The sequence below is a fragment of the Streptomyces varsoviensis genome (genome assembly GCF_000718635.1).
Taxonomy (GTDB): domain Bacteria; phylum Actinomycetota; class Actinomycetes; order Streptomycetales; family Streptomycetaceae; genus Streptomyces; species Streptomyces varsoviensis.
Genome location: NZ_JOBF01000001.1, coordinates 148,272 through 173,621 on the forward strand (window position 1 = coordinate 148,272; position 25,350 = coordinate 173,621).

23 protein-coding genes are annotated in these 25,350 nt (G+C 73.2%); 8 read left to right on the forward strand and 15 right to left on the reverse strand.

Annotated elements, in window-relative coordinates:
* Window positions 1–152: 152 nt before the first annotated feature.
* On the forward strand, window positions 153–1,388 hold the full coding sequence (locus IF55_RS00645) for a glycoside hydrolase family 10-like protein (RefSeq protein ID WP_030879338.1): 1,236 nt from the start codon (window positions 153–155) through the stop codon (window positions 1,386–1,388).
* Window positions 1,389–1,412: 24 nt separating this feature from the next.
* On the opposite strand, the gene IF55_RS00650 is transcribed toward IF55_RS00645, so the two are convergent.
* The gene (locus IF55_RS00650) at window positions 1,413–1,607 is read right to left on the reverse strand and encodes a DUF1918 domain-containing protein (protein WP_030879340.1); all 195 of its coding nucleotides are present in this window, start codon (window positions 1,605–1,607) and stop codon (window positions 1,413–1,415) included.
* 124 nt (window positions 1,608–1,731) lie between these two features.
* Window positions 1,732–2,628, reverse strand: a complete 897-nt coding sequence (locus tag IF55_RS00655) for a DMT family transporter (RefSeq protein ID WP_030879365.1) — start codon at window positions 2,626–2,628, stop codon at window positions 1,732–1,734.
* Between IF55_RS00655 and IF55_RS00660 the strand changes: the two genes are divergently transcribed.
* Window positions 2,627–4,075, forward strand: coding sequence for an aminotransferase-like domain-containing protein (locus IF55_RS00660; protein WP_030879381.1), 1,449 nt, complete (start codon window positions 2,627–2,629; stop codon window positions 4,073–4,075). The two genes, IF55_RS00655 and IF55_RS00660, sit on opposite strands and share 2 nt — an antisense overlap.
* Window positions 4,076–4,267: 192 nt before the next feature.
* Here IF55_RS00660 and IF55_RS00665 read toward each other — a convergent pair whose 3' ends face one another.
* The 3 genes from IF55_RS00665 to IF55_RS00670 all read right to left on the reverse strand — a co-directional run bounded on the left by IF55_RS00665 (window position 4,268) and on the right by IF55_RS00670 (window position 6,039).
* A complete protein-coding gene (locus IF55_RS00665; RefSeq protein WP_157857221.1) occupies window positions 4,268–4,486 on the reverse strand; it encodes a hypothetical protein in 219 nt (72 codons plus the stop codon).
* On the reverse strand, window positions 4,483–4,731 hold the full coding sequence (locus tag IF55_RS39095; RefSeq protein WP_157854308.1) for a hypothetical protein: 249 nt from the start codon (window positions 4,729–4,731) through the stop codon (window positions 4,483–4,485). Before IF55_RS39095 ends, IF55_RS00665 begins: the two co-directional genes overlap by 4 nt.
* Window positions 4,732–5,076: 345 nt before the next feature.
* Entirely contained in the window at window positions 5,077–6,039 is a 963-nt protein-coding gene (locus IF55_RS00670) for a sigma-70 family RNA polymerase sigma factor (RefSeq protein ID WP_078643320.1), read from the reverse strand.
* A gap of 106 nt (window positions 6,040–6,145) precedes the next feature.
* Between IF55_RS00670 and IF55_RS00675 the strand changes: the two genes are divergently transcribed.
* On the forward strand, window positions 6,146–6,601 hold the full coding sequence (locus tag IF55_RS00675; protein ID WP_030879402.1) for a carboxymuconolactone decarboxylase family protein: 456 nt from the start codon (window positions 6,146–6,148) through the stop codon (window positions 6,599–6,601).
* Window positions 6,602–6,730: 129 nt separating this feature from the next.
* Here IF55_RS00675 and IF55_RS00680 read toward each other — a convergent pair whose 3' ends face one another.
* Together IF55_RS00680 and IF55_RS00685 are read right to left on the reverse strand one after the other, a co-directional pair.
* Window positions 6,731–7,930: a beta-ketoacyl-[acyl-carrier-protein] synthase family protein gene (locus IF55_RS00680; protein ID WP_030879404.1), complete on the reverse strand. Its 1,200-nt coding sequence runs from the start codon at window positions 7,928–7,930 to the stop codon at window positions 6,731–6,733.
* Between the two features lie 264 nt (window positions 7,931–8,194).
* A complete protein-coding gene (locus tag IF55_RS00685; protein ID WP_030879407.1) occupies window positions 8,195–8,791 on the reverse strand; it encodes a helix-turn-helix domain-containing protein in 597 nt (198 codons plus the stop codon).
* An 85-nt stretch (window positions 8,792–8,876) separates the two neighbouring features.
* Here IF55_RS00685 and IF55_RS00690 point away from each other — a divergent pair, with 85 nt between their 5' ends.
* Window positions 8,877–9,599: a GntR family transcriptional regulator gene (locus tag IF55_RS00690; protein ID WP_030879408.1), complete on the forward strand. Its 723-nt coding sequence runs from the start codon at window positions 8,877–8,879 to the stop codon at window positions 9,597–9,599.
* A gap of 160 nt (window positions 9,600–9,759) precedes the next feature.
* On the opposite strand, the gene tnpB is transcribed toward IF55_RS00690, so the two are convergent.
* The 3 genes from tnpB to IF55_RS00705 all read right to left on the reverse strand — a co-directional run bounded on the left by tnpB (window position 9,760) and on the right by IF55_RS00705 (window position 12,642).
* Entirely contained in the window at window positions 9,760–11,217 is a 1,458-nt protein-coding gene (tnpB, locus tag IF55_RS00695) for an IS607 family element RNA-guided endonuclease TnpB (protein WP_030879410.1), read from the reverse strand.
* Window positions 11,214–11,798, reverse strand: coding sequence for an IS607 family transposase (locus tag IF55_RS00700; protein ID WP_030879412.1), 585 nt, complete (start codon window positions 11,796–11,798; stop codon window positions 11,214–11,216). The genes tnpB and IF55_RS00700 overlap by 4 nt, the downstream gene beginning before the upstream one ends.
* Window positions 11,799–11,865: 67 nt before the next feature.
* Entirely contained in the window at window positions 11,866–12,642 is a 777-nt protein-coding gene (locus IF55_RS00705) for an SDR family oxidoreductase (protein ID WP_398244017.1), read from the reverse strand.
* Between the two features lie 160 nt (window positions 12,643–12,802).
* Between IF55_RS00705 and IF55_RS00710 the strand changes: the two genes are divergently transcribed.
* Window positions 12,803–13,396, forward strand: coding sequence for a TetR/AcrR family transcriptional regulator (locus IF55_RS00710; protein ID WP_030879425.1), 594 nt, complete (start codon window positions 12,803–12,805; stop codon window positions 13,394–13,396).
* Between the two features lie 53 nt (window positions 13,397–13,449).
* On the opposite strand, the gene IF55_RS00715 is transcribed toward IF55_RS00710, so the two are convergent.
* From IF55_RS00715 to IF55_RS00725, 3 genes are all read right to left on the reverse strand, one after another.
* Window positions 13,450–15,072 (reverse strand): type 1 periplasmic-binding domain-containing protein, encoded by a 1,623-nt coding sequence (locus tag IF55_RS00715; RefSeq protein WP_048831367.1) that lies wholly within the window; start codon window positions 15,070–15,072, stop codon window positions 13,450–13,452.
* 85 nt (window positions 15,073–15,157) lie between these two features.
* Window positions 15,158–17,248 (reverse strand): hypothetical protein, encoded by a 2,091-nt coding sequence (locus IF55_RS00720; protein ID WP_030879430.1) that lies wholly within the window; start codon window positions 17,246–17,248, stop codon window positions 15,158–15,160.
* A 201-nt stretch (window positions 17,249–17,449) separates the two neighbouring features.
* Window positions 17,450–18,427, reverse strand: coding sequence for a LysR family transcriptional regulator (locus IF55_RS00725; protein WP_030879432.1), 978 nt, complete (start codon window positions 18,425–18,427; stop codon window positions 17,450–17,452).
* 221 nt (window positions 18,428–18,648) lie between these two features.
* Between IF55_RS00725 and IF55_RS00730 the strand changes: the two genes are divergently transcribed.
* The 3 genes from IF55_RS00730 to IF55_RS00740 all read left to right on the forward strand — a co-directional run bounded on the left by IF55_RS00730 (window position 18,649) and on the right by IF55_RS00740 (window position 22,765).
* The gene (locus IF55_RS00730) at window positions 18,649–19,482 is read left to right on the forward strand and encodes an enoyl-CoA hydratase/isomerase family protein (RefSeq protein WP_245661009.1); all 834 of its coding nucleotides are present in this window, start codon (window positions 18,649–18,651) and stop codon (window positions 19,480–19,482) included.
* 296 nt (window positions 19,483–19,778) lie between these two features.
* Window positions 19,779–21,422, forward strand: coding sequence for an acetate--CoA ligase (locus tag IF55_RS00735; protein WP_030879435.1), 1,644 nt, complete (start codon window positions 19,779–19,781; stop codon window positions 21,420–21,422).
* Window positions 21,419–22,765 (forward strand): MFS transporter, encoded by a 1,347-nt coding sequence (locus IF55_RS00740; protein ID WP_030879437.1) that lies wholly within the window; start codon window positions 21,419–21,421, stop codon window positions 22,763–22,765. The genes IF55_RS00735 and IF55_RS00740 overlap by 4 nt, the downstream gene beginning before the upstream one ends.
* Here IF55_RS00740 and IF55_RS36605 read toward each other — a convergent pair.
* Together IF55_RS36605 and IF55_RS00750 are read right to left on the reverse strand one after the other, a co-directional pair.
* On the reverse strand, window positions 22,668–23,453 hold the full coding sequence (locus IF55_RS36605) for a DUF998 domain-containing protein (RefSeq protein WP_245661010.1): 786 nt from the start codon (window positions 23,451–23,453) through the stop codon (window positions 22,668–22,670). The two genes, IF55_RS00740 and IF55_RS36605, sit on opposite strands and share 98 nt — an antisense overlap.
* A 371-nt stretch (window positions 23,454–23,824) precedes the next feature.
* Window positions 23,825–25,234, reverse strand: coding sequence for an amidase (locus IF55_RS00750; RefSeq protein WP_030879452.1), 1,410 nt, complete (start codon window positions 25,232–25,234; stop codon window positions 23,825–23,827).
* Between the last annotated feature and the right edge of the window lie 116 nt (window positions 25,235–25,350).

The window sequence follows — 25,350 nt, forward strand, 5'->3', positions numbered from 1 at the left end:
CCTTCGCTGATCCTCGTCGACCGGCCGGCCGCCGCGGGTGCCGGCGGCCGTCTCCGCGCAGACGTTACCCCGCGCCTTACGGTCCCGACCGGTCCGGGGCGGGCATGCTGGTACCGGACGGTGTGGCCCGGTCGGCAGTCAGGGGGCGCCCAATGGGACGTATGACGCGAAGGGGATTCGCGGCGATCGCGACGGGCTCGGCGGCCCTGCTGCTCGGCGCCGGGGACGCGGTGGCCAAGGGCGGCCGACAGGCGCGCGGGGCGCCGCAGTTCCGCGGCATGTGGCTCGCCACCGTCGCCAACCTCGACTGGCCCTCCAAGCCCGGCCTCAGCGTCGCGAAGCAGCGCGCCGAACTGCTCGCGCTCCTCGACACGGCCGTACGGCGGCGGCTCAACGCCGTCATCCTCCAGGTGCGGCCCACCGCGGACGCCTTCTGGCCCTCCCCGTACGAGCCGTGGTCGCAGTACCTCACCGGCACCCAGGGCCGGGACCCGGGCTGGGACCCGCTGGGCTTCGCGGTCCGCGAGGCGCACGCCCGCGAACTGGAGCTGCACGCCTGGTTCAACCCGTACCGCGTCGCCAACCACACCGACCCCACCCGGCTCGCGGCCGGCCACCCGGCGCGGCTGCACCCCGACTGGGTGGTGCCCTACGGCGGCAAGCTCTACTACAACCCGGGCCTGCCCGAGGTCCGGCGCTTCGTCGAGGACGCGATGCTCGACGCCGTGGACCGCTACGACGTCGACGGCGTCCACTTCGACGACTACTTCTACCCCTACCCGGTCGCCGGTCAGGTCTTCGACGACGACGCCGCGTACGCGCGGTACGGCGCGGGCTTCCCCGACCGGGGCGCGTGGCGCCGCGACAACATCGACCGCCTGGTGCGCGAGACGGGGCAGCGGATCAGGGAGAGCGGCAGCCGGGCGCGGCTGGGCATCAGCCCCTTCGCGGTCTGGCGCAACCGCGCCACCGACCCGCTCGGCTCGGACACCCGCGCCGGCGTGCAGACCTACGACGACCTGTGCGCCGACACCCGCAAGTGGGTCCTGGAGGGCTGGATCGACTACATCGTCCCGCAGGTCTACTGGCACCTCGGCTTCGCCGTCGCCGACTACGCCAAGCTCGTGCCCTGGTGGGCCGCGACCGTACGCGGCACCGACGTGCACCTCTACATCGGCGAGGCGCTCTACAAGGCGGGCGACCCGGCGCAGCCCGCCCCCTGGCAGGACCCCGCGGAACTCTCCCGCCACCTCACCTTCGACCGGCGGTACCCGCAGGTGCGCGGCAATGTCTTCTTCACCGCGCGGGACGTGGTCGCCGACCGGATCGGGGCGATGGCCCGAGTGGTCGCCGACCACTATCCGCACCGGGTGCGGCCGCCCCGCTGAGCCGGGGCGGCGGCTGTTGCGGCCCTACGGCTGCGGCTTCGAATGCTGGACGACCGCGTCGGGCCCCGGCGAGATGATCGCCTCGTGGCCGTTGTCGGCGCGGACCCGGTAGGGCGGGGTGCCCTCCGGCCCCAGCACCTCGATGATCTCCACGACCCGGTCGTGCTGGCCCACGATCCTGCCGTGCACCAACAGCCGGTCTCCCACACTCGCATGCATCGGCGGCGACCTTCCGTCCGAAGGGATGCGGTCAGTGGCGGCCATTGTACGGCGCGTAGGCGGCATCGGCAGGGAAACGCCGATGCCGGTGAGTCCGCCGTACGCCGCGTCGCGCCCGTTCCGCTCAGCTCTTCGCGCGCTGCGTCACCACGATGCACACCAGCACGCCGACGGCGGCGAGCGGCGCCGCCAGGGTCAGGTGCTCGCCGAGCAGCAGCACGGAGCACACGAGCGTCAGCAGCGGCTGGGCGAGCTGGAGCTGGCTGGCCCTGGCGACGCCGATGGCGGCCATGCCCCGGTACCAGACCGTGAGCCCGAAGCAGTGCGAGCCCGCCGCCAGCCACACCAGGCCGGCCACCACGTGCCCCGTCAGCCGGGCCGGCTCGAAGGACAGCGCGACGGCGGCGCCCGCCAGGCCCACCGGCAGGCACGGCACCAGGGCCCAGCCGATGACCTGCCACCCCGGCATCTCCCGCGCCAGCCGGCCGCCCTCCGCGTACCCGGCCGCGCAGATCAGCAGGGCGCCGAAGAGATAGAGGTCCGCCGCCGAGAGCGCCCCGCCGCTCTGCTGGAGGGCGAACGCGATGACCACGGCCGCGCCGGCCAGCGCCGCGACCCAGTACGTACGCGAGTGCCGCGTCCCCGTACGCAGCGCCGAGTACGCGGCCGTGGTCACCGGCAGCAGGCCCACCACCACGGCGGCGTGCGACGACGTGGACGTCTGAAGGGCCAGCGTGGTCAGGATCGGATAGCCGACGACCACGCCCGAGGCGACGACGAGGAGCCCGCCCCAGTGCCGGCGGGCGGGCGGCCGCACCCGCAGCACGGCCAGGGCGACGATCGCGATGAGCGAGGTCAGCACGGTCCGGCAGGCGACCGTGGACCACGGGCCGAGTCCTTCGAGGGCCCAGGCGGTGGCGGGGAAGGTGAGCGAGAAGGCGGCCACGCCGAGGGCGGCGAGTAGGGTACCGCCGCTCACTGCTATCGCAACTGGACGAGTAGCGCTATCTTGTACAGTCATGCATGAGCGTAACAGCGTCGCTGAACTGGCAAAAGTTCTCCGAGATGAACTCGACCGCTACCGCGAAGGTGAGAAGCTGCCATCGAGTCGGGCCCTGGTCGAGCGGTTCCATGTCAGCCCCGTGACCGTCACCCGCGCGCTCGCCGCCCTCGCCGCCGAAGGGCTCGTCGTCACCCGCCCCGGGGCCGGCGCGTACCGGGCCGTCCGGTCGCGCGGCGGCGAGCGGCGCGTCGGCGACACCTCGTGGCAGGAGGTGGCGCTGAGCGCCGAGACCGCCGGCGAGTACGTGCCGCGCTCCATCGGCGCGTCCGGGGTGCTGGCCACGCTCGCCGTGCCGCCGGCCGGCGCCATCGAACTGAACGGCGGCTACCTCCACTCCGCCCTCCAGCCCGAACGCGCCATGGCCGCCGCCCTCGCCCGGGCCGGCCGCCGCCCCGGCGCGTGGGACCGCCCGCCGATCGACGGCGTCGGCGAGCTGCGGGCCTGGTTCGCGCGCGAGATCGGCGGCCCGGCGGGCGCCGTCGCCGCCGGGGACGTGCTCATCACCGCCGGCGGCCAGAGCGCCCTGACCGTGGCGCTGCGCGCCCTCGCCCCGCCCGGCGCCCCCGTCCTCGTGGAGTCCCCGACCTACCCCGGCGTCCTCGCCGCCGCCCGCGCCTGCGGCCAGCGCCCCGTGCCCGTACCGGTCGACGCCCGCGGCGTACGGACCGACCTGCTCGCCGCCGCGTTCCGGGCCAGCGGGGCCCGCGTCTTCGTCTGCCAGCCGCTGTTCCAGAACCCGACCGGCGCCGTGCTCGGCGAGGAACGGCGGCGCGAGGTCGTCGAGGCGGCCCGCGCGGCCGGGGCGTTCGTCGTCGAGGACGACTTCGCGCGCCGCCTCGTCCACGAGGGCGCGCCGCCGCTGCCGCCCACGCTCTGCGCGGACGACCCCGACGGCATCGTCGTCCACGTCGGCTCGCTGACCAAGGTCACCTCGCCCAGCATGCGGGTGGGCGCCCTCGCCGCCCGCGGCCCCGCCCTGGAGCGGCTGCGCGAAACCCAGATCGTGGACAGCTTCTTCGTCCCCAGACCCCTGCAGGAAGCCGCCCTCGAACTCGTCGGCGCACCCGCCTGGCCGCGCCATCTGCGCACCGTCGCCGCCCAGTTGCGCGCCCGGCGCGAGGCGCTGCTCACCGCCGTGCGCCAGGAGCTGCCGCGGGTGACGGTCGATCACGTCCCGCCGGGCGGCTGCTTCCTGTGGCTCCGGCTGCCCGACGGTACGGACGAGGGCGCCCTGTTCGCCGCCGCCCAGCGCGCGGGCGTCGCCGTCGCCCCAGGACGCCCGTACTTCGCCGCCGAGCCGACCGGCGCCTACCTCCGCCTCAGCTTCGCCGCCGCGGCGGGCCCCGCCGAACTCGCGGAGGGCGCGGCCCGGCTCCGTACCGCCTGCGCGGAAGTCCTGACCTGAGACATGGAAATTCCGGGCGCGCGGAACGCCCCGCGCCCGTGTGGAAACCGGGCGTGGGGCGTCCATGATGGAATTACCTGGTGCGGGTGATTACCTGATGCGGATGGTTCATATTGTTCGCATGGTCATGTGATTCATGAAATGCGCACGGTCATCCGGCGGTGTCGGCCGTCAGTCGTCAGACGTCAGCCGTCAGCCCAGGAAATTCTGCTTGAGATGTGCGTAGAGGTCGGCGGCGGAGCCTTCGAGCAGTTCGTCCGCGACTTCCACTTCGGCCAGTTGCTGCCCGGCTCCCGCCACGAGACGCACGCCTTCCGGCGCGCCCTCGCCCTCGCTCGCGCTCGGCTGCTGCGCGGTGCCCAGGATGTTGCCCGCCTCGTCGACCAGGATCTGAATCGTCGCCATGGTCACACAGCCCCCCCGCCGCGCCAGTTGAACGAGACGGTCAGGGAGCCGGCGTTGCGGACCCGGGCCCGGTAGGAGAGGTGCGAACCCACCAGGACCTCGCCGATCTCAAAGGTGTAGAGCAGCCCGTTGGGGTTCAACGGGTGCGCCTGGATCAATTGCGGGCCGACATCGCCATTCCCGCCCCAGTCGAAAGTCCATTCCTGGGTGGTACCGGGTGCGATGGTGCCACCTCCTGCTGTCCACGCCATCCGAATTCTCCTTCTGCGTCGGTCTGCTGACCGGAAATCCCGCCCGCGACGCGGACCGGGATACCAGCGTCACCGGCGGGGTCCGAAACGGGCAAGAGGAATACGGAATTCACCGGATTTATCACCAATAAGTCACGCACCCGGCGCGGCCCCTATGGAGGGTTTGGCTCATTCGCGTACGTCCAACGCAGGGGAGCCCCCTGCCCTCTCGGACGCAGCGGATGAGGGCCGACCGGCCGGTCGGCCCTCCAACGGCGCCGGTCGAACCTCCAACGGCGCCGGTCACCGCCCCAGCGGCACCGGTCACCGCTCCAGCGGCGCCGGTCGACCCTCCAGCGGCGCCGGTCAACCCTCCAGCGGTGCCAGATCGATGCGCCGCAGCCGCTCGGGATCGGCGAGGATGTCGATCTCCACGATCTTTCCGCGCGCGACCGTGAAGCCCAGGACCGCCGCCGCCCGCCCGTCGAGCACCGACACGATCCCCGCCGCGCCGTTGACGAGCACCGGCAGCGGCTGACGGGCGGCCGCCCGCTGGAACAAGAGGGCCCGTCCGGCCACCTCCCGCGCGCCCCGGACCACCGCGGAACCGCCCGCCGCGGCACCGGCGGCCACACCGGCCCCGGCGTCGGCGCGGAGCACGACTTCCGGGTCGAGCACCGCCACGAGCGCCTCGAAGTCGCCGCCCCGAGCGGCGGCCAGGAACGCGTCGACGACCTCCCGCTGCCGGGCCAGATCGGCGTCCGGAACCGTCTCCGTGCCCCGTACCCGCCGTCGCGCCCGGCTGGCGAGCTGCCGCGCCGCCGCCGGTGACCGCCCGACCATCGGGGCGATCTCGTCGAACGGCACCGCGAACATGTCGTGCAGGACGAAGGCCAGCCGCTCGGCCGGGCCCAGCGTCTCCAGCACGACCAGCAGCGCGAGGCCCACGGAATCGGCCAGCAGCGCCTGGTGCTCCGGGTCGGGCCCGGCCGGGCCGCTCACCACCGGGTCGGGCACCCGCGCGTCCAGCGGCCGTTCGCCCCGCGACGCGCGCGTACGCAGCATGTCCAGGCAGACCCGGCCGACGACGGTCGTCAGCCACCCGCCGAGGTTCGCCACCTCGCCGGTGTCCGAGCGGTGCAGCCGCAGCCACGTCTCCTGCACGGCGTCGTCCGCCTCGGCCAGCGAGCCGAGCATCCGGTACGCCACAGCCCGCAGCCGGCCGCGGTGCTCCTCGAAGCGGCCCGCCAGAAAGCGGTCCGCCAGAAAGCGGTCCGTCGACAAGCGGTCGGCCTGCGAGTGGCCCGCCGAAAAGTCGTTCTCGTCCATCAGTCACATTCTCCCGTCGCGATCCGTCAGCACTGTGACGGTCACGCCCCGGCGGATGTGACGAGCGAGACCAGACGCGATCAGACACGAGCAGAGGAGCACGACGATGCAGGCACGTATGAAGAACCCCGCGACGCTCATCCCCGAGGCGCTGCCGGCCGTACTCGACGTGGCCAAGGCCGCGAAGCAGGGCGGGGTGCCGGAGGCGACGCTCGAACTGGTGCACCTGCGGGTGAGCCAGATCAACGGGTGCAGCTACTGCGTCGACGGCGGCGCCCGCAACGCCAAGAAGGCGGGCATGAGCGACGAACGGCTCTTCGCGCTGGCGGCCTGGCACGAGGCGCCCTACTACTCCGACGCCGAACGCGCCGCCCTCGCGCTCGCCGAGGCCGCCACCCGGCTCAGCGACCGTACGGACCCGGTGCCGGACGCGGTCTGGGACGAGGCCGCCCGCCACCACGACGAGAAGCAGATGGCGGGCCTGGTCCTGTGGATCGGCCTGACCAATCTCTTCAACCGGATCAACGCCGCCACCCGGCAGCCCGCCGGCGCGAGCTGGTAGCGGCGGACGGAAAAGGGACGGAGGAAGGGACGGGGAGGGGACGGGGCAGGGGCGGGGCGGCTCAGGTCGGGCCGGGCCGGGCCGTGCGGGGGGCGGTCCGGCCCGGCGCCGCCGAGTGCTGACGGGCTCTCAGGTGGCGGTGAAGACGAGCGACGCGTTGTGCCCGCCGAAGCCGAAGGAGTTCGCGAGCGCCGCCGCCACCCGGCCCCGGCGTGGCTCTCCCGCCACGATGTCGAGCCCCACGGCAGGGTCGAGGGCGTCGAGGTTCCGCGTCGCCGGGATCACGCCGTCGCGGACCGCGAGCACCGCGGCCAGCGCGCCGAGCGCCCCGGCGGCCCCGAAGAGATGCCCGGTCATCGACTTGACCGCGGTGACGGCCGGGCGGTCGCCGACGGCCTCCGCGATCGACCCGGCCTCCACCAGATCGCCCATGGGCGTCGAGGTCGCGTGCGCCTGTACGTGGTCGATGTCGCGCGGCGACAGCCCGGCCTGGGCCACCGCCCGGCGCATGGCCCGGACCTGCCCGTCCGGGTGCGCGGCCGTGATGTGGTGGGCGTCCGAGGTGACGCCCGCCCCGGCCAGCGCCGCGTACGGCCGGGCCCCGCGCGCGGCCGCGAACCCGGCGCGTTCCAGGACGACCACGGCGCCGCCCTCGCCGATCACGAACCCGTCGCGGTCGGCGTCGAACGGCCGGGACGCCCGCCCCGGTTCGTCGTTGCGGGTGGAGTGGGCCTTGGCCTGGGCGAAGCCGGCCAGCGGCAGCGGGTGGACGCAGGCTTCGGCGCCGCCCGCCACCACCACGTCGGCCCGGCCCAGCCGGATCAGGTCCAGGCCCATCGCGATGGCCTCGGCGCCGGACGCGCAGGCGCTGACCGGGGTGTGGGCGCCGCCGCGCGCCCCGAGATCGATGCTGACCCAGGCGGCGGGCCCGTTCGCCATCAGCATCGGCACGGTGTGCGGCGACACCCGCCGCACGCCTCGGGTTTCGAGGATGTCGTCCTGTCCCAGCAGGGTGAGGGCGCCGCCGGTGCCCGTACCCATCACCACCGCCAGCCGCTCCGGATCGACGCCGGGCGTGCCCGCGTCGGCCCACGCCTCGCGCGCGGCGACGAGCGCGATCTGCTCGCAGCGGTCCATGCGGCGGGCCTGCACCCGGTCCAGTGCCTCGGCCGGTTCGGCCGCCAGCCGGCCCGCGATCCGTACGGGCAGTTCGGCCGCCCACTCCTCCTCGATCGCCCGGATGCCGGACTCTCCGGCGAGCATCGCGGCCCAGGTCGACGCGGTGTCCCCGCCGAGCGGCGTGGTGGCGCCGAGCCCGGTGACCACCACGCCGTCGCTGTCCCTGTCGCCGTCGTGGCTGTGGCCGGCGCCCGGGACGCTGTTTCCGCCGGTGTTCGCTGTCGTACGCACTGCGCAACCCCCTTTGTAGTGGCATCACAACTCGTCGCGGCTCCTCGCGCCGGCGTCGGCCCGTGGAGATCGACTCACTGGCCACACTGGCAGGGAGGTTCCGGTTATTCGGATGCCGCGATCAACGGAGTCCGATGCGCAAGGTTTGTGAAAACCCCACAGGGAGGTACCCGGGGGCGGGCTTCATTTGGCGGTGGTTCGCACCCGTACCTGCATGCGTTCGCCCTGGGGTCCGAAGAGGACGAGGAATTCGGTGGGCTGGTCTGCCGCGTTGCCGAAGCCGTGCGGGGTGCGGGTGTCGAACTCGGCCGCCTCGCCCGCGGAGAGCAGCAGTTCGTGCTCGCCGAGGGCGAGCCGCAGGCGGCCGGCGAGGACGTAGAGCCATTCGTAGCCCTCGTGCGTGGACTGCTCGGGCCGCTCGTCGCGGCGGTCGGCCCCGGCGACGGGGAGGATCTGCTTGTAGGCGTGCAGCCCCCCGAGGTGCCGGGTCAGCGGGATCCAGGTCTTGCCGTGCCGCGTGAACGGCCGCGGGTGGGCGCGCGGGTCGCCGGTCGCTGGCGCGCCGATCAGCTCGTCGAGCGGCACGCCGTACGCCTTGGCCAGCGGCAGCAGCAGCTTCAGCGTCGGCTCGCGCCGCCCCGACTCCAGCCGGGAGAGCGTGCTCAGGGAGATCCCGGTCTGCTCGCCGAGCTGGGCCAGGGTGATCCCGCGCGACTTCCGCAGTGCGCGCAGCCGCGGCCCGACGCCGGCCAGCACCTGGGAGAATTCGTCCTCGCTCATATCCCCATCTTTGCCGGACCGGCAAAGTACGGGCGAAGAGGACAGAAAATAATCGATTATTTATCGAATCATCTATGGTGTAGCTATGACTCAGACGACCCGAAGGGCCGCCTCCCCGGCCGCGTCCGGGAAGCGGATGCTCTCCGAGCAGATCTACGCGTATCTGCGCGATGCGATCATGCGCGGGACGTACGCGCCCGGCGAGGCCCTCAAGCCCCAGGACCTCGCCAAGGAGCAGGGCGTGAGCCTGGCCGTGGTCCGCGAGGCGCTGGTACGGGTGGCCGGTGAAGGGCTGGCCGACCGGCTGCCCAACCGCGGCTTCGCCGTCCCCGCCTACTCCGACCGCCGCTGGCAGGAGATCGCGGAGGCCCGCCGGACCATCGAGCCCGTCGTGCTGCGCATGTCCGTGGAGCGCGGCGACATCGACTGGGAGGCCCGCGTGCGCGCCGCCCACCACCGGTTGAGCCGCACCCCGGCGTACGGGCCGGAGGAACCGGAGGCAGGGGTGTACTACAGCGCCGCGTGGTCCGAGGCGCACCGGGTCTTCCACCGGACCCTGCTGGAGGGGTGCGGCAACCCGGTCCTGCTGGAGACCTTCGACCGGATGTGGACCGCGAGCGAACTGGCGCGCCGCTGGTCGGCCCACCGCGACCCCGGCCGGGCCGGCGCCGACGAGCACCGCCGGCTGGAGGAGGCGGCCGTGGCCCGCGACGCCGACGCCGCCGCCGAGGTGCTGTCCCAGCACCTCACCCAGACCGCGGCCGCGCTGACGGACGATCCCGCTGAGGGGCCGGTGGCGGGGGGCTGATCGGCTGAGCCGCGCGGCACAGGGGGCCTATCCCTGCGGGGTGGGGCGTACGGGCGGCGAGATGGACTCCCCGCGCGCGCCGCCTCGACGGGCTACCCGTTGCCGAGACCGTAATCAGGTCTCAGCATTCCGGGCATTTCGGCCCGGAAGGTCCGTCACATCACCAAAGCAGGAGAGCTTCGGCTTGAGTACGGTCTCTCGTTTCTGTCTGCCGTTGGTGCGGCAGGGTTGCGCCACCTGCCCGCCCCGCGCTCGCCTTGCGGCGGGTGCGGGTGGCGCGGGTCTTCTGGTCGGCTCCACGAGGCTTCGACACCGCCGGGGCGGTGTCCTGGTCTCCGGCCACTCCGGTACCAGTTACTACGGCTGCCGCGAGAGCGGCGAGGTTGAGTGCGGCGTTGTCGTCCCGGTCGATGACCAGGTGGCAGGCGTCGCATTCGTAGGTCCGGATGTGCAGCGGCAGTTTGGCTTTCACCGCGCCGCACCCGGAGCAGGTCTTGGAGGAGGGGTACCAGCGGTCGGCCACGATGGTGCGGGTGGCGTGGCGCTGGCGGGTCTTGTAGTCGAGGTGGCGGCGGATCTCGCCGAATCCCGCGTCGGCGATCCGGCGGGCCAGGCGCCGGTTGCGGAGCATGCCGGCGACGTTGAGGTCTTCGATCACGACGGTGCCGTACTCGGCGGCCACGGCGGTGGTGAGCTTGTGCAGGGCGTCTTCGCGGAGGTCCGCCACGCGGTGGTGGACCTTGTTGCGGGCGGCGTTGGCCTTCTCCCACCGCTTCGATGGCTTCTGTCCGGTGCGCCGGTCGGGGCGCTGGCGTCGGGACACGGTGCGGGAGGCGCGGCGCAGCTGCTTGCGTGCCCGGTCGTAGTGGTTCGGGTTGGGCACGGTGCGGATCTCGCCGGTGCTGTCGGCCATGACCGCGAGGGTCTTCACCCCGAGGTCGATACCGACCGAGGCATCCGGCCGCGCCACGCGGTCGAGGTCCCGCTCCACCTCGGCCTGGAAGGACACGAACCAGCGTCCGCGTTCGTGCCGCACCGTCGCGGACAGAATCCGGGCCGTCCCGGCCCGGACACGGTCCAGGAGCTTCACGGTCGGCTCATGCACACGGATCGTGCCCAGGCGGGGCAGCGTCACATGCCGGCCACCCGCTTCGACGCGGATCGTGCCGGTGGTGAACCGGCAGGACAGACGTGCCTTCCGCTTCGACTTGAAACGCGGCGCGCCCATCTTCCGGCCACGCCGCTTGCCCTGCTTGGACTTCGCGTAGTTGTCGAACGCGGCGGCGGCGTTCGCCAGGCCGGTGGAGTACGCCTCCTTGGAGTTCTCCTCCCACCAGGCCGCGAACCTCGGGTCGGTGTGCTTGCCCTCGTTGAACGCCTTCCGCAGCGACGGCAGCGACCACGGCCGCCACTGCGTCAGCTGCTCCTCGGCGATCCCGTAGGACTCCTCCGCGCGGCGCTGCCACCACGACGCCTCCACCCAGCCGACAGCCCAGTTGTAGGCGGCACGGGCGGCACCGCAGTGCGAACGCAGCGCGTGCTCCTGGGCGGCGTTGGGGTCCAGCGCGAAGCGGTACGCCTGCACGACGAACCCGGGCTGCGGCCGGAACTTCTTCACTCGGCGTCCTCGGCGGTCGCCACGGCCACCGCGCGGGCGGCGCGGTTCTTCGCCGCCCGCCGCCCGTACAGACGGGCGCACATCGAGGTCAGCACCTCGGTGATGTCGCGCACCAGATCGTCAGCGGTCTCGGTGGGGTCGAGGACGACCAGGCGCCGCCCGGACGCCGACAGGACGGCCTCCAGGTGCTCGACGCCGAACCGGGCCAGCCGGTCACGACGCTCGACCACGATCACCGCCACCTGCGGGTCGGACAGCAGGCGGTGCAGTCTGCGGCGCCGCCCGTTCAGTCCCGACCCGACCTCGGTGACGACCTCCGCGACCGGCAGACCGAGCCCGTTCGCGCCATCCACCACCCGTGACGCCTGCCGGTCCAGGTCGGCTTTCCGGTCGGCAGAGGAGACACGGCAGTACGCCACCACCCGCCCGGAGGCCGCAGAGACGGCCCAAGCGGGCTCGGCGACCAGCCACGTACCGGACGGCGCCTGGCAGACCGGAACGGGCATCTTCCCGTCCTTCACCCATCGCCAGGCGGTCTGGTAGCTCACGCCCTGCTGCCGCGCCCACTCCGAAAGTTTCACAAGACCAAGATATGTGAGATGTCCGACTAGAGATGGCTATGAATGATTAGGGAATCTGTAGCAGCTTTCACCCCTGTGCGGTGGGGCGTACGACGATGTCGCCCACGTCGACCCCGTCCGGCTGCTCGATGGCGAAGGCGATGGCACGGGCCACCGCCTCCGGCGGCAGGGCGATCTCCATCAGCTTGTCGGTCTGGGCGCGCAGCGCCGGGTCGAGGCGGTCCGTGAAGTCCGTACGGACGGCGCCGGGGGAGACGACGGTGACGCGCAGGCTGTCGCCGGCCTCCTGGCGCAGGCCCTCGGAGATGGTGCGTACGGCGTTCTTCGTGCCGGCGTACACCGACTGGAGCGGCACGATGCGCAGCCCGGCCGTGGACACGGTGTTGACGAAGTGTCCGAAGCCCTGCTCCCGGAAGACCGGGAGGGCGGCGGCGATCCCGTACAGCACGCCTTTGAGGTTGACGTCCACCATCTCCTCCCAGTCCTCGACGCGCAGGTCGTCGAGCGGGGAGATCAGGCCCACTCCGGCGTTGCTGACGAGGGCGTCGAGCTTGCCGTACCGGTCCCGTGCCACCTTGACGAGGGCGGCCAGGTCCTCTTTGCGCCGGACGTCCGTACGGACCCACGCGGCGTCGCCGCCGGCCTCCTTGACGCGGGCGGCCACGGCCTCCAGCCGCTCCGGGCGGCGCGCGCCCAGGACGACCTTGGCGCCGCGCTCGGCGAGGAGGAGCGCGGTGGCCTCGCCGATGCCGCTGCCGGCGCCCGTGATCGCGATGACTTTGCCGTCGATTCCAGAAGCTCCCATGTGGTCGGTCTTCTCGGTGCTCGTGGTGCTTGCGGACATGGTCGACAGCCCTTTCGGGGGAGGGGAGGGGGCGTGGACAGGGCGCGCCTGGGGAGAGGCCCCTGCCGTTAAAGTGGAGGCGCCGCCGCTTATCGGAGACTAAGTGGAGGTGCCTCCACTTAGCAAGCGGGGAGGCAGCGACGGAGAAGGAGAGCCGCCGATGGCCCGAGACCCAGGCCGCCCGCTGAGGGCCGACGCACAGCGCAACCGGGACAAGATCCTGGCCACCGCGGTGCGCGTGTTCACCGAGGAAGGGCTCGACGCGCACCTTGAGCGCATCGCCAAGGAAGCGGGGGTGGGGACCGGCACCCTCTACCGCAACTTCCCCACCCGCGAGGCCCTGGTCGAGGCGGCCTACCGCAACGAAGTGGCCCGGCTCTGCGACGCCGCCCCCGAACTCCTGGCGGAGCTGCCGCCGCGCGAGGCGCTGCGCGAGTGGACGTACCGCTTCATCGACTACGCCGGCGCCAAACTCGGCATGGCCGACGCCCTGCGGGCCGCCGTCGCCTCGGGTGCCAACCCCTACGCCGACAGCCGCACCATGATCCAGTCGGCCCTCTCGGCCCTCATGGAGGCGGGCGCCGCCGCGGGCACGATCCGCCCCGAGATCCACCCGACCGACCTGTTCGCCGCCCTCGCCGGCATCGCCCTCACCTCGGCCGCGCCCGACCAGCGGGACCAGGCCGAACGCCTCATCGGCATCACGCTGCGCGGCCTGGAACCCGAGCCGCCGTCAGCGCGGCCCGGAGCCTGAGGCGGCGAGGCGGATCGCGCGGCCTCGAAGACCGCCGGCCGTTCAGCCGCCGCTCAGTTGCCGCCCGGCTTGTTGGGCGCCGTGCAGTTGGCCGGTGACGGGCGGCCCTGCGGCCAGGCGAGACGGTCGAAGACGGCCTTCTTGGCGACCGGGTCCAGGTGCACGATGGGTATGGCCTTGTTGTACGGATTGCCGTACCGGTCGAGGCAGATCGAGCCGCTCGCGCCGTGCACCGTGTGGGTGCCGTGCAGCCGCAGCCAGCCGCCGGCCACCTCGGCGAGGGTGGGCATCCGGATCGCGCCGACGGTGGTGTTGCGGATGCCCGCGACCGCCGTGATGACCGAGTCGTAGGTGACCATGGTCCGGGAGTCGGTCAGGGAGACCGGGCCGATCGGGTGGGAGGAGCCGGGGGCGAACTCCGCGGCCAGGTCGCTGAACTCCTTGAACGCCTCCCGCGCCTCGCGGGTGGTCCCCGGGCTGCCCTCGGACCACGCGTCGGGGTGGGCCAGCCCCGCGTACCGCACGGTGATGCCCGCGCCCCTGGTGAGCGAGGACCACTCGTCGGCGAACTCGGCGTCCACGGTCAGCGTCGCCGCGTGCGAACCGCTGACCACCGTGTAGTGCTTGTCGCAGGTACGTTTCCCCAACTCGACCAGGAACTGCCGCAGTTGTACGGGCCGCCCGGCGAAGTAGACGGTCGTCGCGTCGGAGGCGCAGATGTCCGGGACCATCTGGTGGAAGTCGTTGGAGAGGTTGCCCTCGTCGTTGAAGTCCTGGGGCGAGCGGAAGGTCTCCGGGGCGTTCTTCGCCCCGCGGGCGAGGCGCTCGAAGGCCTGACGCAGGGTGGCGAGGTAGTTGTCGCCCTCCCTGATGTCCTCCACGACCATCGTCTCGTCCTTCTTGGCGCCGGTGCTGTAGGACTCCAGGGCCGCCGCCTGGTCGGTGTTGGTGGGGACGACGCGGGCCAGGCCGCGGTAGGCGTGCGGGCGCTCGGCGGTGTTGGCGAAGTCGTTGCCGGTGAGGGGGCCCGGGACGACGGGGATGCCCTTGGTGTTGGTGAGGTAGGAGAGCGCCGCGCTGGTGGCGTCGAGACTGATGTTGATGCCGGTGACGGCCCGTAGGTTCTCGGTCTCGGACGCCGCGGCGGCGACGAGCCGGTCGGCGACCGGGCGCCAGAACTCGTAATTGTGGCCGGGGTTGGCGAGCAGCAGCCGCACGGGCGGGCGCTGATTGTTGGAGCGGTGGTTGGCGCGGTACTGGGCCAGATACGCGCCCTGGACCTGTTCGACGAGTTCGCGCTGCTCGGCGGGGTTGCTGGAGATCATGGGGACCATCAGCGCGATGGTGACGGGCGTCTTGCCGGCGACCGCGTCGTTCTCGGCCTTGATGCGCTCGCTGACCTGTTTCAGCGGCGGGGCGAAGACCACCGTGCCGTCGGTGACGCCGGTGCACTCCTTCTTCGGGCCGCGTTCCTCGACCCCCGCCCCGCACGACGGGTCGTGCCGGATGACGGAGGCGTAGACCACGTACGCGCCCACTCCCACGACGACGACCGTGACGACGGCCAGCAGGCGGCGGTAGAGCCTGCCCTCGGGCAGGAGGCGGCGGCAGAACGCGGCGAGGGCCCGCAGGGCCTGCCGGAGGCGGTACAACGTGCCGGCGAGCAGCGGCGTCATAGGCCGGGCTCCTTCCGCGTCGACGGTTGCGGTCTTCGGTGCGGTGCGGCGGGCCGCCCTCCACGGCGCGCCGCCCGGCTGGGCATCAGGTCAGCAGGTCCGGCGCCTGCGTCCAGTCGCGTAGCTGCTGGGGCCACCGCGCGTAGGCCCGGTAGAAGATCTCCTGCGGCGCGGGATCGCTGTACTGGGACAGGGTGAGCAACTGGAGCCCGATGCTGTCGATCGACGAGGCGTCGGGCACGGCCTGCGGCGCCGACTGCCGCCACAGGTTCCGCACCAGCAGCTCGATGGCCTGGTGTACGGGCACGGGGCCGCCCTCGGCCGCGCAGGCCGGACACGGCGAGGCGTCCTCCGACGACGGCGGCAGGGACGGCGGCGGATGCGGCGCGGCGCACACGAGGTTGACCGCGGCCAGCCACGCCAGGGCGTCGCCCTGCGCGAAACGGCGGTGCAGCGTCCGTACGACCACGTCGCTCTCGCCGAGGGCCAGCGAGTGGTGGAGATAGCGGTTGTCGTGCGTGTACGCGCCGGGGCCCAGCTCCTGCGGGTCGTAGTGGGCGCGCAACTGGCGGTGGATGTCGCGCCAGTCGCCCGCCCCGGCGGCCCGGCCGGTGAGGTCGCGCAGGGCGTGCAGCAGCAGGACGCGCAGGGCGTGGTGGCCGACGAACGGGCCGTCGAGGCCGGGCCAGGCGCGCTGCTCCCAGTGGTGGTCGCGCAGGTGGCTCTTGGCCTGCTGCACGGGGACGGCGCCGGCGTCGCCCGGCGGGAAGGCGCCGCTGAGCCGGTGGGCCGCGCCGTCGTCGAGCGCCGGCGCGTAGTAGGTGAGGCGGCCGCGCGCGGTGGCGTCGGGGAGCAGCCGCTCCAGCAGGAGGGCGTGTACGGGCGTCTCCGGGCGGCCCGCGGCCGGGGTGTCGAGCAGGGCCGCCGGGGACACCGTCCCGCCGGTGCGCAGTTGCCCGATGACGGCGTGGACGAGGGCGTGCACGGCGGCGGCCCGGCCGGCGCTGAGCCGCAGGATCGACTGGGTGATGCCGGGCGGCGGGCTCTCGGTGCCGAACATGTACAAGATGTCGTCCAGTTCCAGCGCCGCGAGGCGCACGGGGAGCAGCCAGTCCTCCTTCGCGGCGGGCCGCACGTCGCGCCAGCCCGGGCCGCGCATCGTCCGGGTGTCGGGCGCGGTGCCCCCGGATTCGCGCAGCGCCGTGGTGACGACGACCGGGCGCATCGTCCGGCGCGCCGTCGCGGCGTCGTGGTGCGCGGTCAGCAGCAGGTCGAGGAACTTGGCGCCCGGCGCGGTGTGCACGTTGTCCAGGAGCAGCAGCGGGCGCGGGACCGCGTTGGCGGTGCGCAGCGGCCCGTAGTAGTCCGCGATGTCCGCCAGCAGGGCGGCCAGCAGATGGCGTTCGGCCCGGGTGCGCTTGACGGCCTCGTCGCGGAAGTCCATGGCCAGCGCGGTCAGGTGGTCGTACCCGTCCCCCATCGGCGCGACGTCGAGCGCCGCCCACCAGGCGAGCCCGGCGCGGTGCGCGCGCTGGCCGAACAGCTCGGTGGAGATGGTCTCGACGATGGCCTGCACCATCGTGTTCATCTCGGCGGGCAGCCCCGCCAGCGGGCCGACGGCCTCGACGGCCCTGCCGATCCACCGTCCGACGCGCTCGGCCCGCTGCTGCGGGTCGGGCTGGCTCCCGTGGAGCAGCACCGCCAGCCTGCCGCTCGCGGCGGCGAGTTCGGCGGGCCGTACCGCCGCGGGCACGCCGTCCTCGGCGCCCTGGACCTGCCAACTGCTGATGGCGATGAGCCCCTGGGTGAGCCGGGGAAGGGCCAGCGCCTTGCCGAAGTCGCGCGGGGGCTGACTGAGCCGGAAGCTGAGCAGGAACAGCAGGTCGGAGATGACCGAGGCGTTGGGCGTGTCGGCCGTGACGGCCGTGGTGAGGCCGGCCTGGCCGAAGTCGGCCGCCGCCAGGTCCGCGTACGCCTGGGGTACGCGCTGCCGGTACTGCTCGGCCAGCGCCTCCAGCACCGCGGTCTTGCCGCTGCCCTGGCCGCCGACGCAGTGGAGGACGGGGGCGTACCCCTGGCGGGGCGGGGCGATGCGGCGCCTGCCGGTGTGGTCCAGTCCTACGAGCGGGGGCACCACGTCCTGGAGCAGCGCCTTCCGCCCGTACAGTTCAGCCATGATCCCCCTTCGCGGTGGGCCGCGGGTCCCGGTGCGTGGTGAGGGGAGGATAGGGCGCGGGCGTCAACTGGGGTGTGTTTTCTGCGCGTTGGCTTTCCATCAGTTATGGACTCGTGACGTCATGTGATCGTTGATGAGTGCATCGCGTAGGTAGCCGACCGTCGGCCCGTCGGCCCGTCGGTTTTCCGCTCGTACGAAGGTTCAGCCCTGGTCGGTTCGGGTGGCGGTCCGGTCGGCGGTTCGAAAGGCGGCCTGGTCCGCGGCCTGGTCGCCGCCCGTCGGCTCGAAGAGGTGCCCCGCCGCCGCGAGCCCCATCGGCACGGCCTCGGCGAACGCGGCGATCGACTCGTTGTGGCGGCTCGGCACCCACACCACGGACGTCTGCCACGTCAGCGCCGTCCCGTTCAGCGGGCGCCACACCAGCCCCTCGGTGAGCGGGGAGGACGGGGCCTCGTTGAGGTGGATGCCGCGGCCGGCGAGTACGAGGCCGTGGACGAAGTTCGGGTTGCGCGCGTGGCGGATGGAGCCCGGGAGGTAGCCCTCGTCGCGGCAGATGGTCAGCATGTGGTCGTACAGGCGCGGGGCCATCGCCCGGGGGAAGATCACCAGCGGCGCCCCGTCCAGATCGCGCAGCCGCACGGGGCCGCCGCCCGCCGCGGGGTGGTCGGCGTGCAGCACCACGCCCAGCTCCCGGCGGGCCACGGGGCCGGATTCGAGGCCCACGGTGTCGGACGGGTGGCGCACGACACCGGCGTCGAGCTCGCCGTTGCGCAGCCGCTCCAACTGCTCGTCGGTCGTGAACTCGTGGACGTCGAGCAGTACGTCCGGAGCGCGCACGGCGAACTCCGCGGTCAGCGTGCGCAGCACCCGCGGCTCGGTGTCCGGGGGCACGCCGGCCCGGAGCACGCCCGCCTCGCCGGGCCTGATCCTGCGCATCGCGTCCCGGGCGGTCTCGACCCCGGCGAGCACCGGCCGTACGTGCTCCAGCAGCAGGGCGCCGGCCTCGGTGAGCTGGACGCGGTGCCGGGTGCGGTCGAAGAGCCGGACGTTCAACTCCCGTTCCAGGTCCTGGATGCGCTGCGAGAGCGGCGGCTGGGCCATTTGCAGCCGCGCCGCGGCCCGGCCGAAGTGCAGTTCATCGGCGAGCACGGCGAAGTACCGCAGGTGACGGAGCTCCATGCGGCAACCATATCGCTGCGATATCACGGTCAGTCGCCATTGGTGTTGGCTGGATCACATCAACGCCTGTTTGCATGGCTGCTCACGGGACGCCCTCCGCCGGACACCGAACCGTCACTTCGCCGCTCCGGCCCCGCATGCGCACGGCGGCCGCCGTATGTCTCCGCATGTCTTCGCACGTCCCCATATGCCTATCGATGTCTCCTGAAAGGCCTGGCCACATGGCTGAGAACCACATGGCTGAGAACAGCACCACCGCCGGCGCCGACAGCACCGTGATCGTGGCCCGCCACCCGGTGGCCGCCCTGCCCGGCGACGTCCACGTCGCCGAGGTCACCCTCAACCGCCCCGACAAGCTCAACGCGTGGACCGGCGAGATGCGCGCCCGGCTCGTCGCCGCGCTCCAGGAGATCGGCCGCGACGAGACCTGTCGCGCCGTCGTCCTCACCGGCGCCGGACGCGCCTTCTGCGCCGGACAGGACCTCGCGGAGACCGCGGCCATCGACCCCGACGACCACGCCGCCGCCGAGGCGTGGATCGACGACTTCGGCCTGCTGTTCCGCACCGTGCGCGCCCTCGACAAGCCCGTCATCGCCGCCGTCAACGGAGTCGCCGCCGGCTCCGGCTTCCAGTTCGCGCTCCTCGCCGATCTGCGCATCGGCCACGCCGGCGTCCGGATGGGCCAGCCGGAAGTGCTCTCCGGCATCCCGAGCATCACCGGCATCTGGGCCATGAGCGGCATCCTCGGCCGCGCGAAGACCGCCGAGTTCGCCCTCACCGGCCGGCTCGTCGAGGGGCCGGAGGCGCAGCGGCTCGGCCTGCTCTCCCGCCTCGTCGACGCGGACCAGGTCAAGGCCGAGGCGCTGGCCGAGGCCGCCCGCCTCGCGGAGCTGCCGCCGGGCGCCCTCGCGCTGACCAAGGGCCGGCTCCGCGAGCTGGACGACGCCGGCCTCGACGACGCGATCGCCGCCGCCAAGAAGGTGCACATCGCCGCCTACGCCACCGGGGAGCCGCAGCGCGAGATGGCCCGCTTCCTCGCGGGCCGCCGCCGCTGACGCCGCCGCGGCGCCCGCGGCCCGGAGCCTGAGCGCGAGGGCCCGTAGCCCCGGCCTGAGCCCGGGCCCGTAGCCCCGGAGTCTGAGCCCCCGGGCCCGTAGCCCAGGCCCATAGCCCCGGAGCCTGAGCCCAGGCCCGTAGCCGGGCCCGTAGCCCCCGCGGCCAGGGCCCCGGAGCCGCGCCACCGCGAACTCCCGCCAACTCCCGCCGCCCTCCCACCTACCAGAGCAACGTTCGATGCGGGTCACGTGGTGCTCCGACCCGGCACCCCTCCCGCGTACCAGAGGAAACTCTCATGACGACCACCGCATCGCCGCAGCCCGGCGCAGCCCTCTCCGGCGAGGGCGAACAGGCCTACCGCCGCCTCGTCGAAGACCATCAGTGGCAGGTCCCGGACCGGTACAACATGGCGGCGGACGTCGCCGACCGGCACCCGGGCGACCGGCTCGCGCTCGTCTTCGAGGACCACACCGGCCACCGCGAGGAGGTCCGCTGGCAGCAGGTCCAGGACCGTTCGCGGCAGATCGCCGCCCACCTCCACGCGCTCGGCGTGCGCAAGGGTGACCGGGTGGCGGTCCTGCTGCCGCAGCGGCCCGACACCCCGGCCACGTACCTCGGCGTCCTGCGCACCGGCGCCGTGCTGGTGACGATGTCCCTGCTCTGGGCCGACGAGCCGATCCGCTACCGGCTCGGCGACTCCGGCGCCACCGTGCTGGTCACCGAGACGGCGGCGCTGGAGCGGACGGAGGGGTTCGACGGGACCGTCGTGAACGTCGACGACCCGGCGATCGCCGCGCGCCCCCCGGAGTACGAGACGGCCGACACCGCCGCCGACGACCCGGCCCTGATCTTCTACACCTCCGGCACGACCGGCGAGGCCAAGGGCATCGTGCACGCCCACCGCACGCTGCTCGGGCACAACGAGTTCCACTACTGCCACGATCTGCGGCCCGGCGATGTCTTCTACGGCGCCGGGGACTGGGCCTGGTCCATGGCCAAGCTCATGGGGCCGCTCCGGGCGGGCGCCGTGCATCTGGTGTACCGGCCGGCCGGCGGCTTCGACCCCGAAGGGCTGCTGGCGAGCATGGCCCGCAACAAGGTCACCACGGCCCTGGTCAACCCGACCTTCCTGCGCAAGATGAAGCAGGACGTCGAGGACGCGGGGAGCCGGTACCCGCAGTCGCTGCGGGTGGTGTGCTGCTCGAACGAGCCGCTCACCACCGATCTGATCGACTGGTTCCGGGCCGAATTCGGCGTGACGCCGCTGGACTACTACGGTTCCACCGAGTCCTACCCCCTGCTCGGCAACTTTCCCGGGGTGCCGGTCAAGCCCGGTTCCATGGGCCGGCCGCTGCCCGGGTGGGACGTCGCGCTGCTGGACGCCGACGGGCGGGAGGTCGCCGTCGGGCAGCCCGGCGAGATCTGTCTGCGGGCCGGCTCCAACCCGCAGTTCCCGCTCGGCTACTGGAAGCGGCCCGAGGCGTCCGCCGAGTCGTTCGGCGGGACCTGGTACCGGACCAAGGACCAGGCCGTGATGGACGAGGACGGATATTTCTGGTTCCTCGGCCGCACCGACGATGTCATCAAGACCTCCGGGTACCGTGTCGGACCGTACGAAGTGGAGGCAGTCCTGCGACGTCACCCCGCCGTCGCCGACGCCGGAGTCGTGGGCGTCCCCGACCCCGTCCGCGGCCAGGCGGTCAAGGCGTGGATCGAGCTGAACCCCGGCCACACGGCGGATGAGAGCCTGGCCCGGGACATCACCCGGTTCGCCCGCGCCGCGCACTCGAAGTTCGCCTACCCCCGGCTGATCGAGTTCGTCGACGAACTGCCGCGCTCGGCCACCGGCAAGATCCAGCGGGCCGCTCTGCGCGCCCGCGACCTCGAATCCGCCGCCCCCGCGGACGTGACACCACCCCGGAAGGACGGCCGGCCATGACCACCGACAGCCACTCGCCCTCGGCGCCCCCCGTCGCCGCCGAGGAGGCCCCCGCCACGCCGTCCGTGCACCGCAAGGTCGCCACGGCGACGGCCATCGGCAACTTCGTGGAGTGGTTCGACTCAGGGGCCTACGCCATCATGTCCGCCACCATCGCCGGGCTCTTCTTCCCGCAGTACGACAAGACGGCGGCGCTGCTCGCGACCTGGGCCGTCTTCGCGGGCGGCTTCATCGCCCGGCCGATCGGGGCGGCATTCTTCGGCCGCTACGGCGACCGGATTGGCCGCAACCGCATGCTGGCGCTGAGCGTGCTGTGCATGAGCGGCTCGACGCTCCTCATCGGCGTGCTGCCCAGCTACGCCACGTTCGGCATCGCCGCCCCGATCCTGCTGTTCCTGCTCCGGGCCATGCAGGGCTTCTCCACGGGCGGCGAGTACACCGGCGCCTCGGCGTTCATCATGGAGTACGCGCCGGACGGCCGCCGCGCCCGGTACGCGAGCGTGGTGGCGCTGACCGTCGGCCTGGCGTCCGTGGCCGGGGCGCTCACCGGGCTCGTGATCACCTCCACGCTCGACGACGGGTCGCTGCGGAGCTGGGGCTGGCGCATCCCGTTCCTGCTGGCCGGGCCGCTCGGTTTCATCGGCCTGTTCCTCCGCAGCCGGATCGACGACACCCCCGTCTTCCGTGCCATGGAGGAACGCGACAACGTCCGGAAAGCCCCGCTGCGCGAGGCCTGGCGCGTCTGCCGCCGGCAGGTGCTGACGCTGTTCGGCTACAGCATCACCAACGCCGTCGGCTACTACCTCATGAGCAGCTACATGATCGCGTACATGTCGGAGGAGGTCGGCTACACCAAATCGCAGGCCATGCTCACGAGCATGCTGGCCATGCTCGCCTACAGCGCGGCCTGCCCGGCGGCAGCCGCCGCCAGCGACCGCTACGGCCGCAAACCGATGCTGCTCGTGGCCTGCGGCGGCTTCGCGGTCACGACACTGCCCGCCTTCTGGCTGATCGGCACCGGCCTGCCGGGCGCCGCCGTCGGCACGATCGTCCTCGCGGTACTGGTGTCGATCATCGGCACGTCCAACGTGGCGGCGATGGCCGAGATGTTCCCCAGCCAGCTCCGCGCCAGCGGCTCCGCCATCGGCTACACCGCCGCCTACGTCCTCTTCGGCGGCACCGCCCCCTTCGTGGCCACCGGTCTCGTCTCCCTCGCCGGCACCCCCCTCGCCCCCGGCTTCTACCTCATGGCCCTGGCCGCCGTCTCGGCCCTGGTCGTCCTCTTCTCCTTCCGGGAAACCATGCGCCTCCCGCTGACGCGGACCACGGTGCTGGAGAAGTAGGCCGGGCCCCCGAGGGCGGGGGGCTCGCGCTCGGCACCGCGTCAGCCGGGGCCGCGTGCAGCGCCAAGGCGCCGGCGGCGTCGGCGGAGGGGCCGGGGCGTCCGGGCAGGTGCGGCGGGCCGTTCGGCAGGTCGGCGGCCAGCAGCCACAGCCAGATCCCCACCGTGACCAGGTGCAGGCGCTGGGCGATCCCCTGACCGCCCGGATAGCCCACATACGGCCCGGCGGAGGCGATGGCCGTGGCCATCGACACCGGCAGCAGCCACACCGCCCACCGCCCGGCCCGAGAGCCGCCGCGCGGGGCCGAACGGACGGCGAGGACGAAGGCCGCTATCGAGGCGAAGACGGACAGGTGCACCAGACCGCTGGTGAGCGTGTGCGCGACGCTGTCGATCGGGCACCCCGCCTCCCGCGAGGGCGCGCACCGCATCGGCAGCGCCACGTCCGCCACCGAGCAGGCCCCGAACGCCGCCACCGCCCCCCACCCGGCGGCCGGCCACCCCCGCCGCCCCGGCACGCTTCCGGCCAGGCCGGCCGCGGCCAGCACCATGGCGGCCGTGGCCAGCTCGATCGCGTTGAACAGCACCCGGTGCGGCTGATCGGCGGCGAACGCCTCGCTGACATAGGAGTCGCGCCAATCCAGCCCGGTGGGCACCCACCACTGCAACAACCAGTCGTTGTACGTCACACCGGCCGCCGCCAGCAGCCCCGCCGCCGCCCACCGCCGCGGCCCCGCCGCATCGACCCCCCGCCGCCCGCCGCACCCGCCACGCCCGACCACACCGCGCATCTCCACCCGTGGCCCTCACTGATCGGCCCGATCCCGAATTCCTGATCCCTACCACCACCGGGCGGCGGCCTATCAGGAAAGGGGGGTGAGGCAGCTTCTTGGAGTCACACCGTTGGGCCGACGGCGGCCGCGCGGGCGGAATCGTGGGGCGCGTCGAGCCGACGGACTGCGTGTACGGGCCGTGCGTAGGGACGCGTACGGGCCGCGCGTACGGGCCGAGGCGACGGATTGCGCCTACGGGCCGTGCGGCGGGTGCGGGGAGGCTGCGGCTACAGCGTCGGGCGGCGGTGCTGCCATGGGGCGGCCGATTCCAGTTGTGCTGCCACTTGTAGCAGTAGGTCCTCGCGGCCCGGGGCGGCTACCAGGTGGACGCCGATGGGCAGGCCGTCGGGGGTGGTGTGCAGGGGGAGGGAGATGGCGGGCTGGCCGGTGAAGTTGGCGAAGGGGGTGAAGGGGGCGAACTGCCCGCTGCGGCGCAGGGGGGCCATGGGGTCGGCGGGGTCGGAGGCGAGGGTGCCGGAGGGGAGCGGGGGCTCGGCCTGGGTCGGGGTGAGCAGCAGGTCGTGGTCGTCCCACCAGCTCACGACCGACCGGGCGAACCCGGCGACGCCCTCGCGCGCGGCCTGCCGGTCCTCGGCGGTCACGTCGGCGGCCAGCGCGCCGAGGGTCCAGTTGAGCGGTTCCACGTCCGCCTCGGTGACCTCGCGGCCCAACTGGCGGGCGACATCGCCCAGGACCTCGGCCATGCCGGTCGACCAGAACGCCGCGAACAGCCGGTCCAGCGTCGTGTCGCCCAGTACGGCCGGGAACCCGGGCTCCACGTGGTGCCCCAGCGACTCCAGCAGCCGGGCCGTCGAGCGCGCGGCCTCGGCGAACTCCGGGTGCACCGCCGTGCCGTCCACCCGGGTGTCGAGCAGCCCCACCCGCAACCGGCCCGGCTCCGCGCCGAGTCGGGCGAGGTGGCCGTCCGCCGGGTCCGCGCCCTCGGCGCCGCGCGCGATGTCCAGCAGCAGCGCGGTGTCGCGTACCGACCGCGTCACGGCCAGGTCGACGATCAGATCGTGTACGGACGTGATGGCCCCCTTGCCGCTCGGCCGGGAGGGCTTGAGGCCGACCAGCCCGCAGCAGGACGCCGGGATGCGGACCGAGCCGGCGGCGTCGGTGCCGTGGGCGGCGGGCACCATGCCCGCGGCCACCGCGGCCGCGGAGCCGCCGCTGGAACCGCCGGGCGAGAGCGTGGTGTCCCACGGGTTGCGGGTCGCTCCCCAGGCCGTCGACTCGGCGGCGGGTACGGTGCCGAACTCGCTGCTCGCCGTCCGTCCGGCGAAGACCAGCCCGGCGGCGCGGAAGCGCGCCACCAGCGGACTGTCCGCCCCGGCCGGCCGGGCGTGCTCCTTCAAGGCGACGTTGGCGTTGGTGCAGATCTGTCCCGCGACATCGGTGAGAAGGTCCTTGACCAGGAACGGAACGCCCGCCAACGGTCCGCTCGGCCCGGCCGCCGCGGCCGCGCGCGCCTCCTCGAAATACCGCAGGGTGACCGCGCCGAGAGCCGGATCGAACTGTTCGATCCGCTCGATCGCGGCCTCCACGAGTTCGCCGGGCTTCACCTCGCCCGACGCGACGAGTGCGGCCTGGTCGGTGGCGTCGTACCAGCGGGTCTGTTCCGCGAGTGTGCTCATCCTGCGTGTATAACACCGCCGTTGATCACGCTTGTGGGCCGGGTCCCGCCCTGTCGTGCGCGGCGGCCGGGCGGCCCAGAGGCTCCCGCCGTTACGTCTGATCCGCCGCGCCAGGG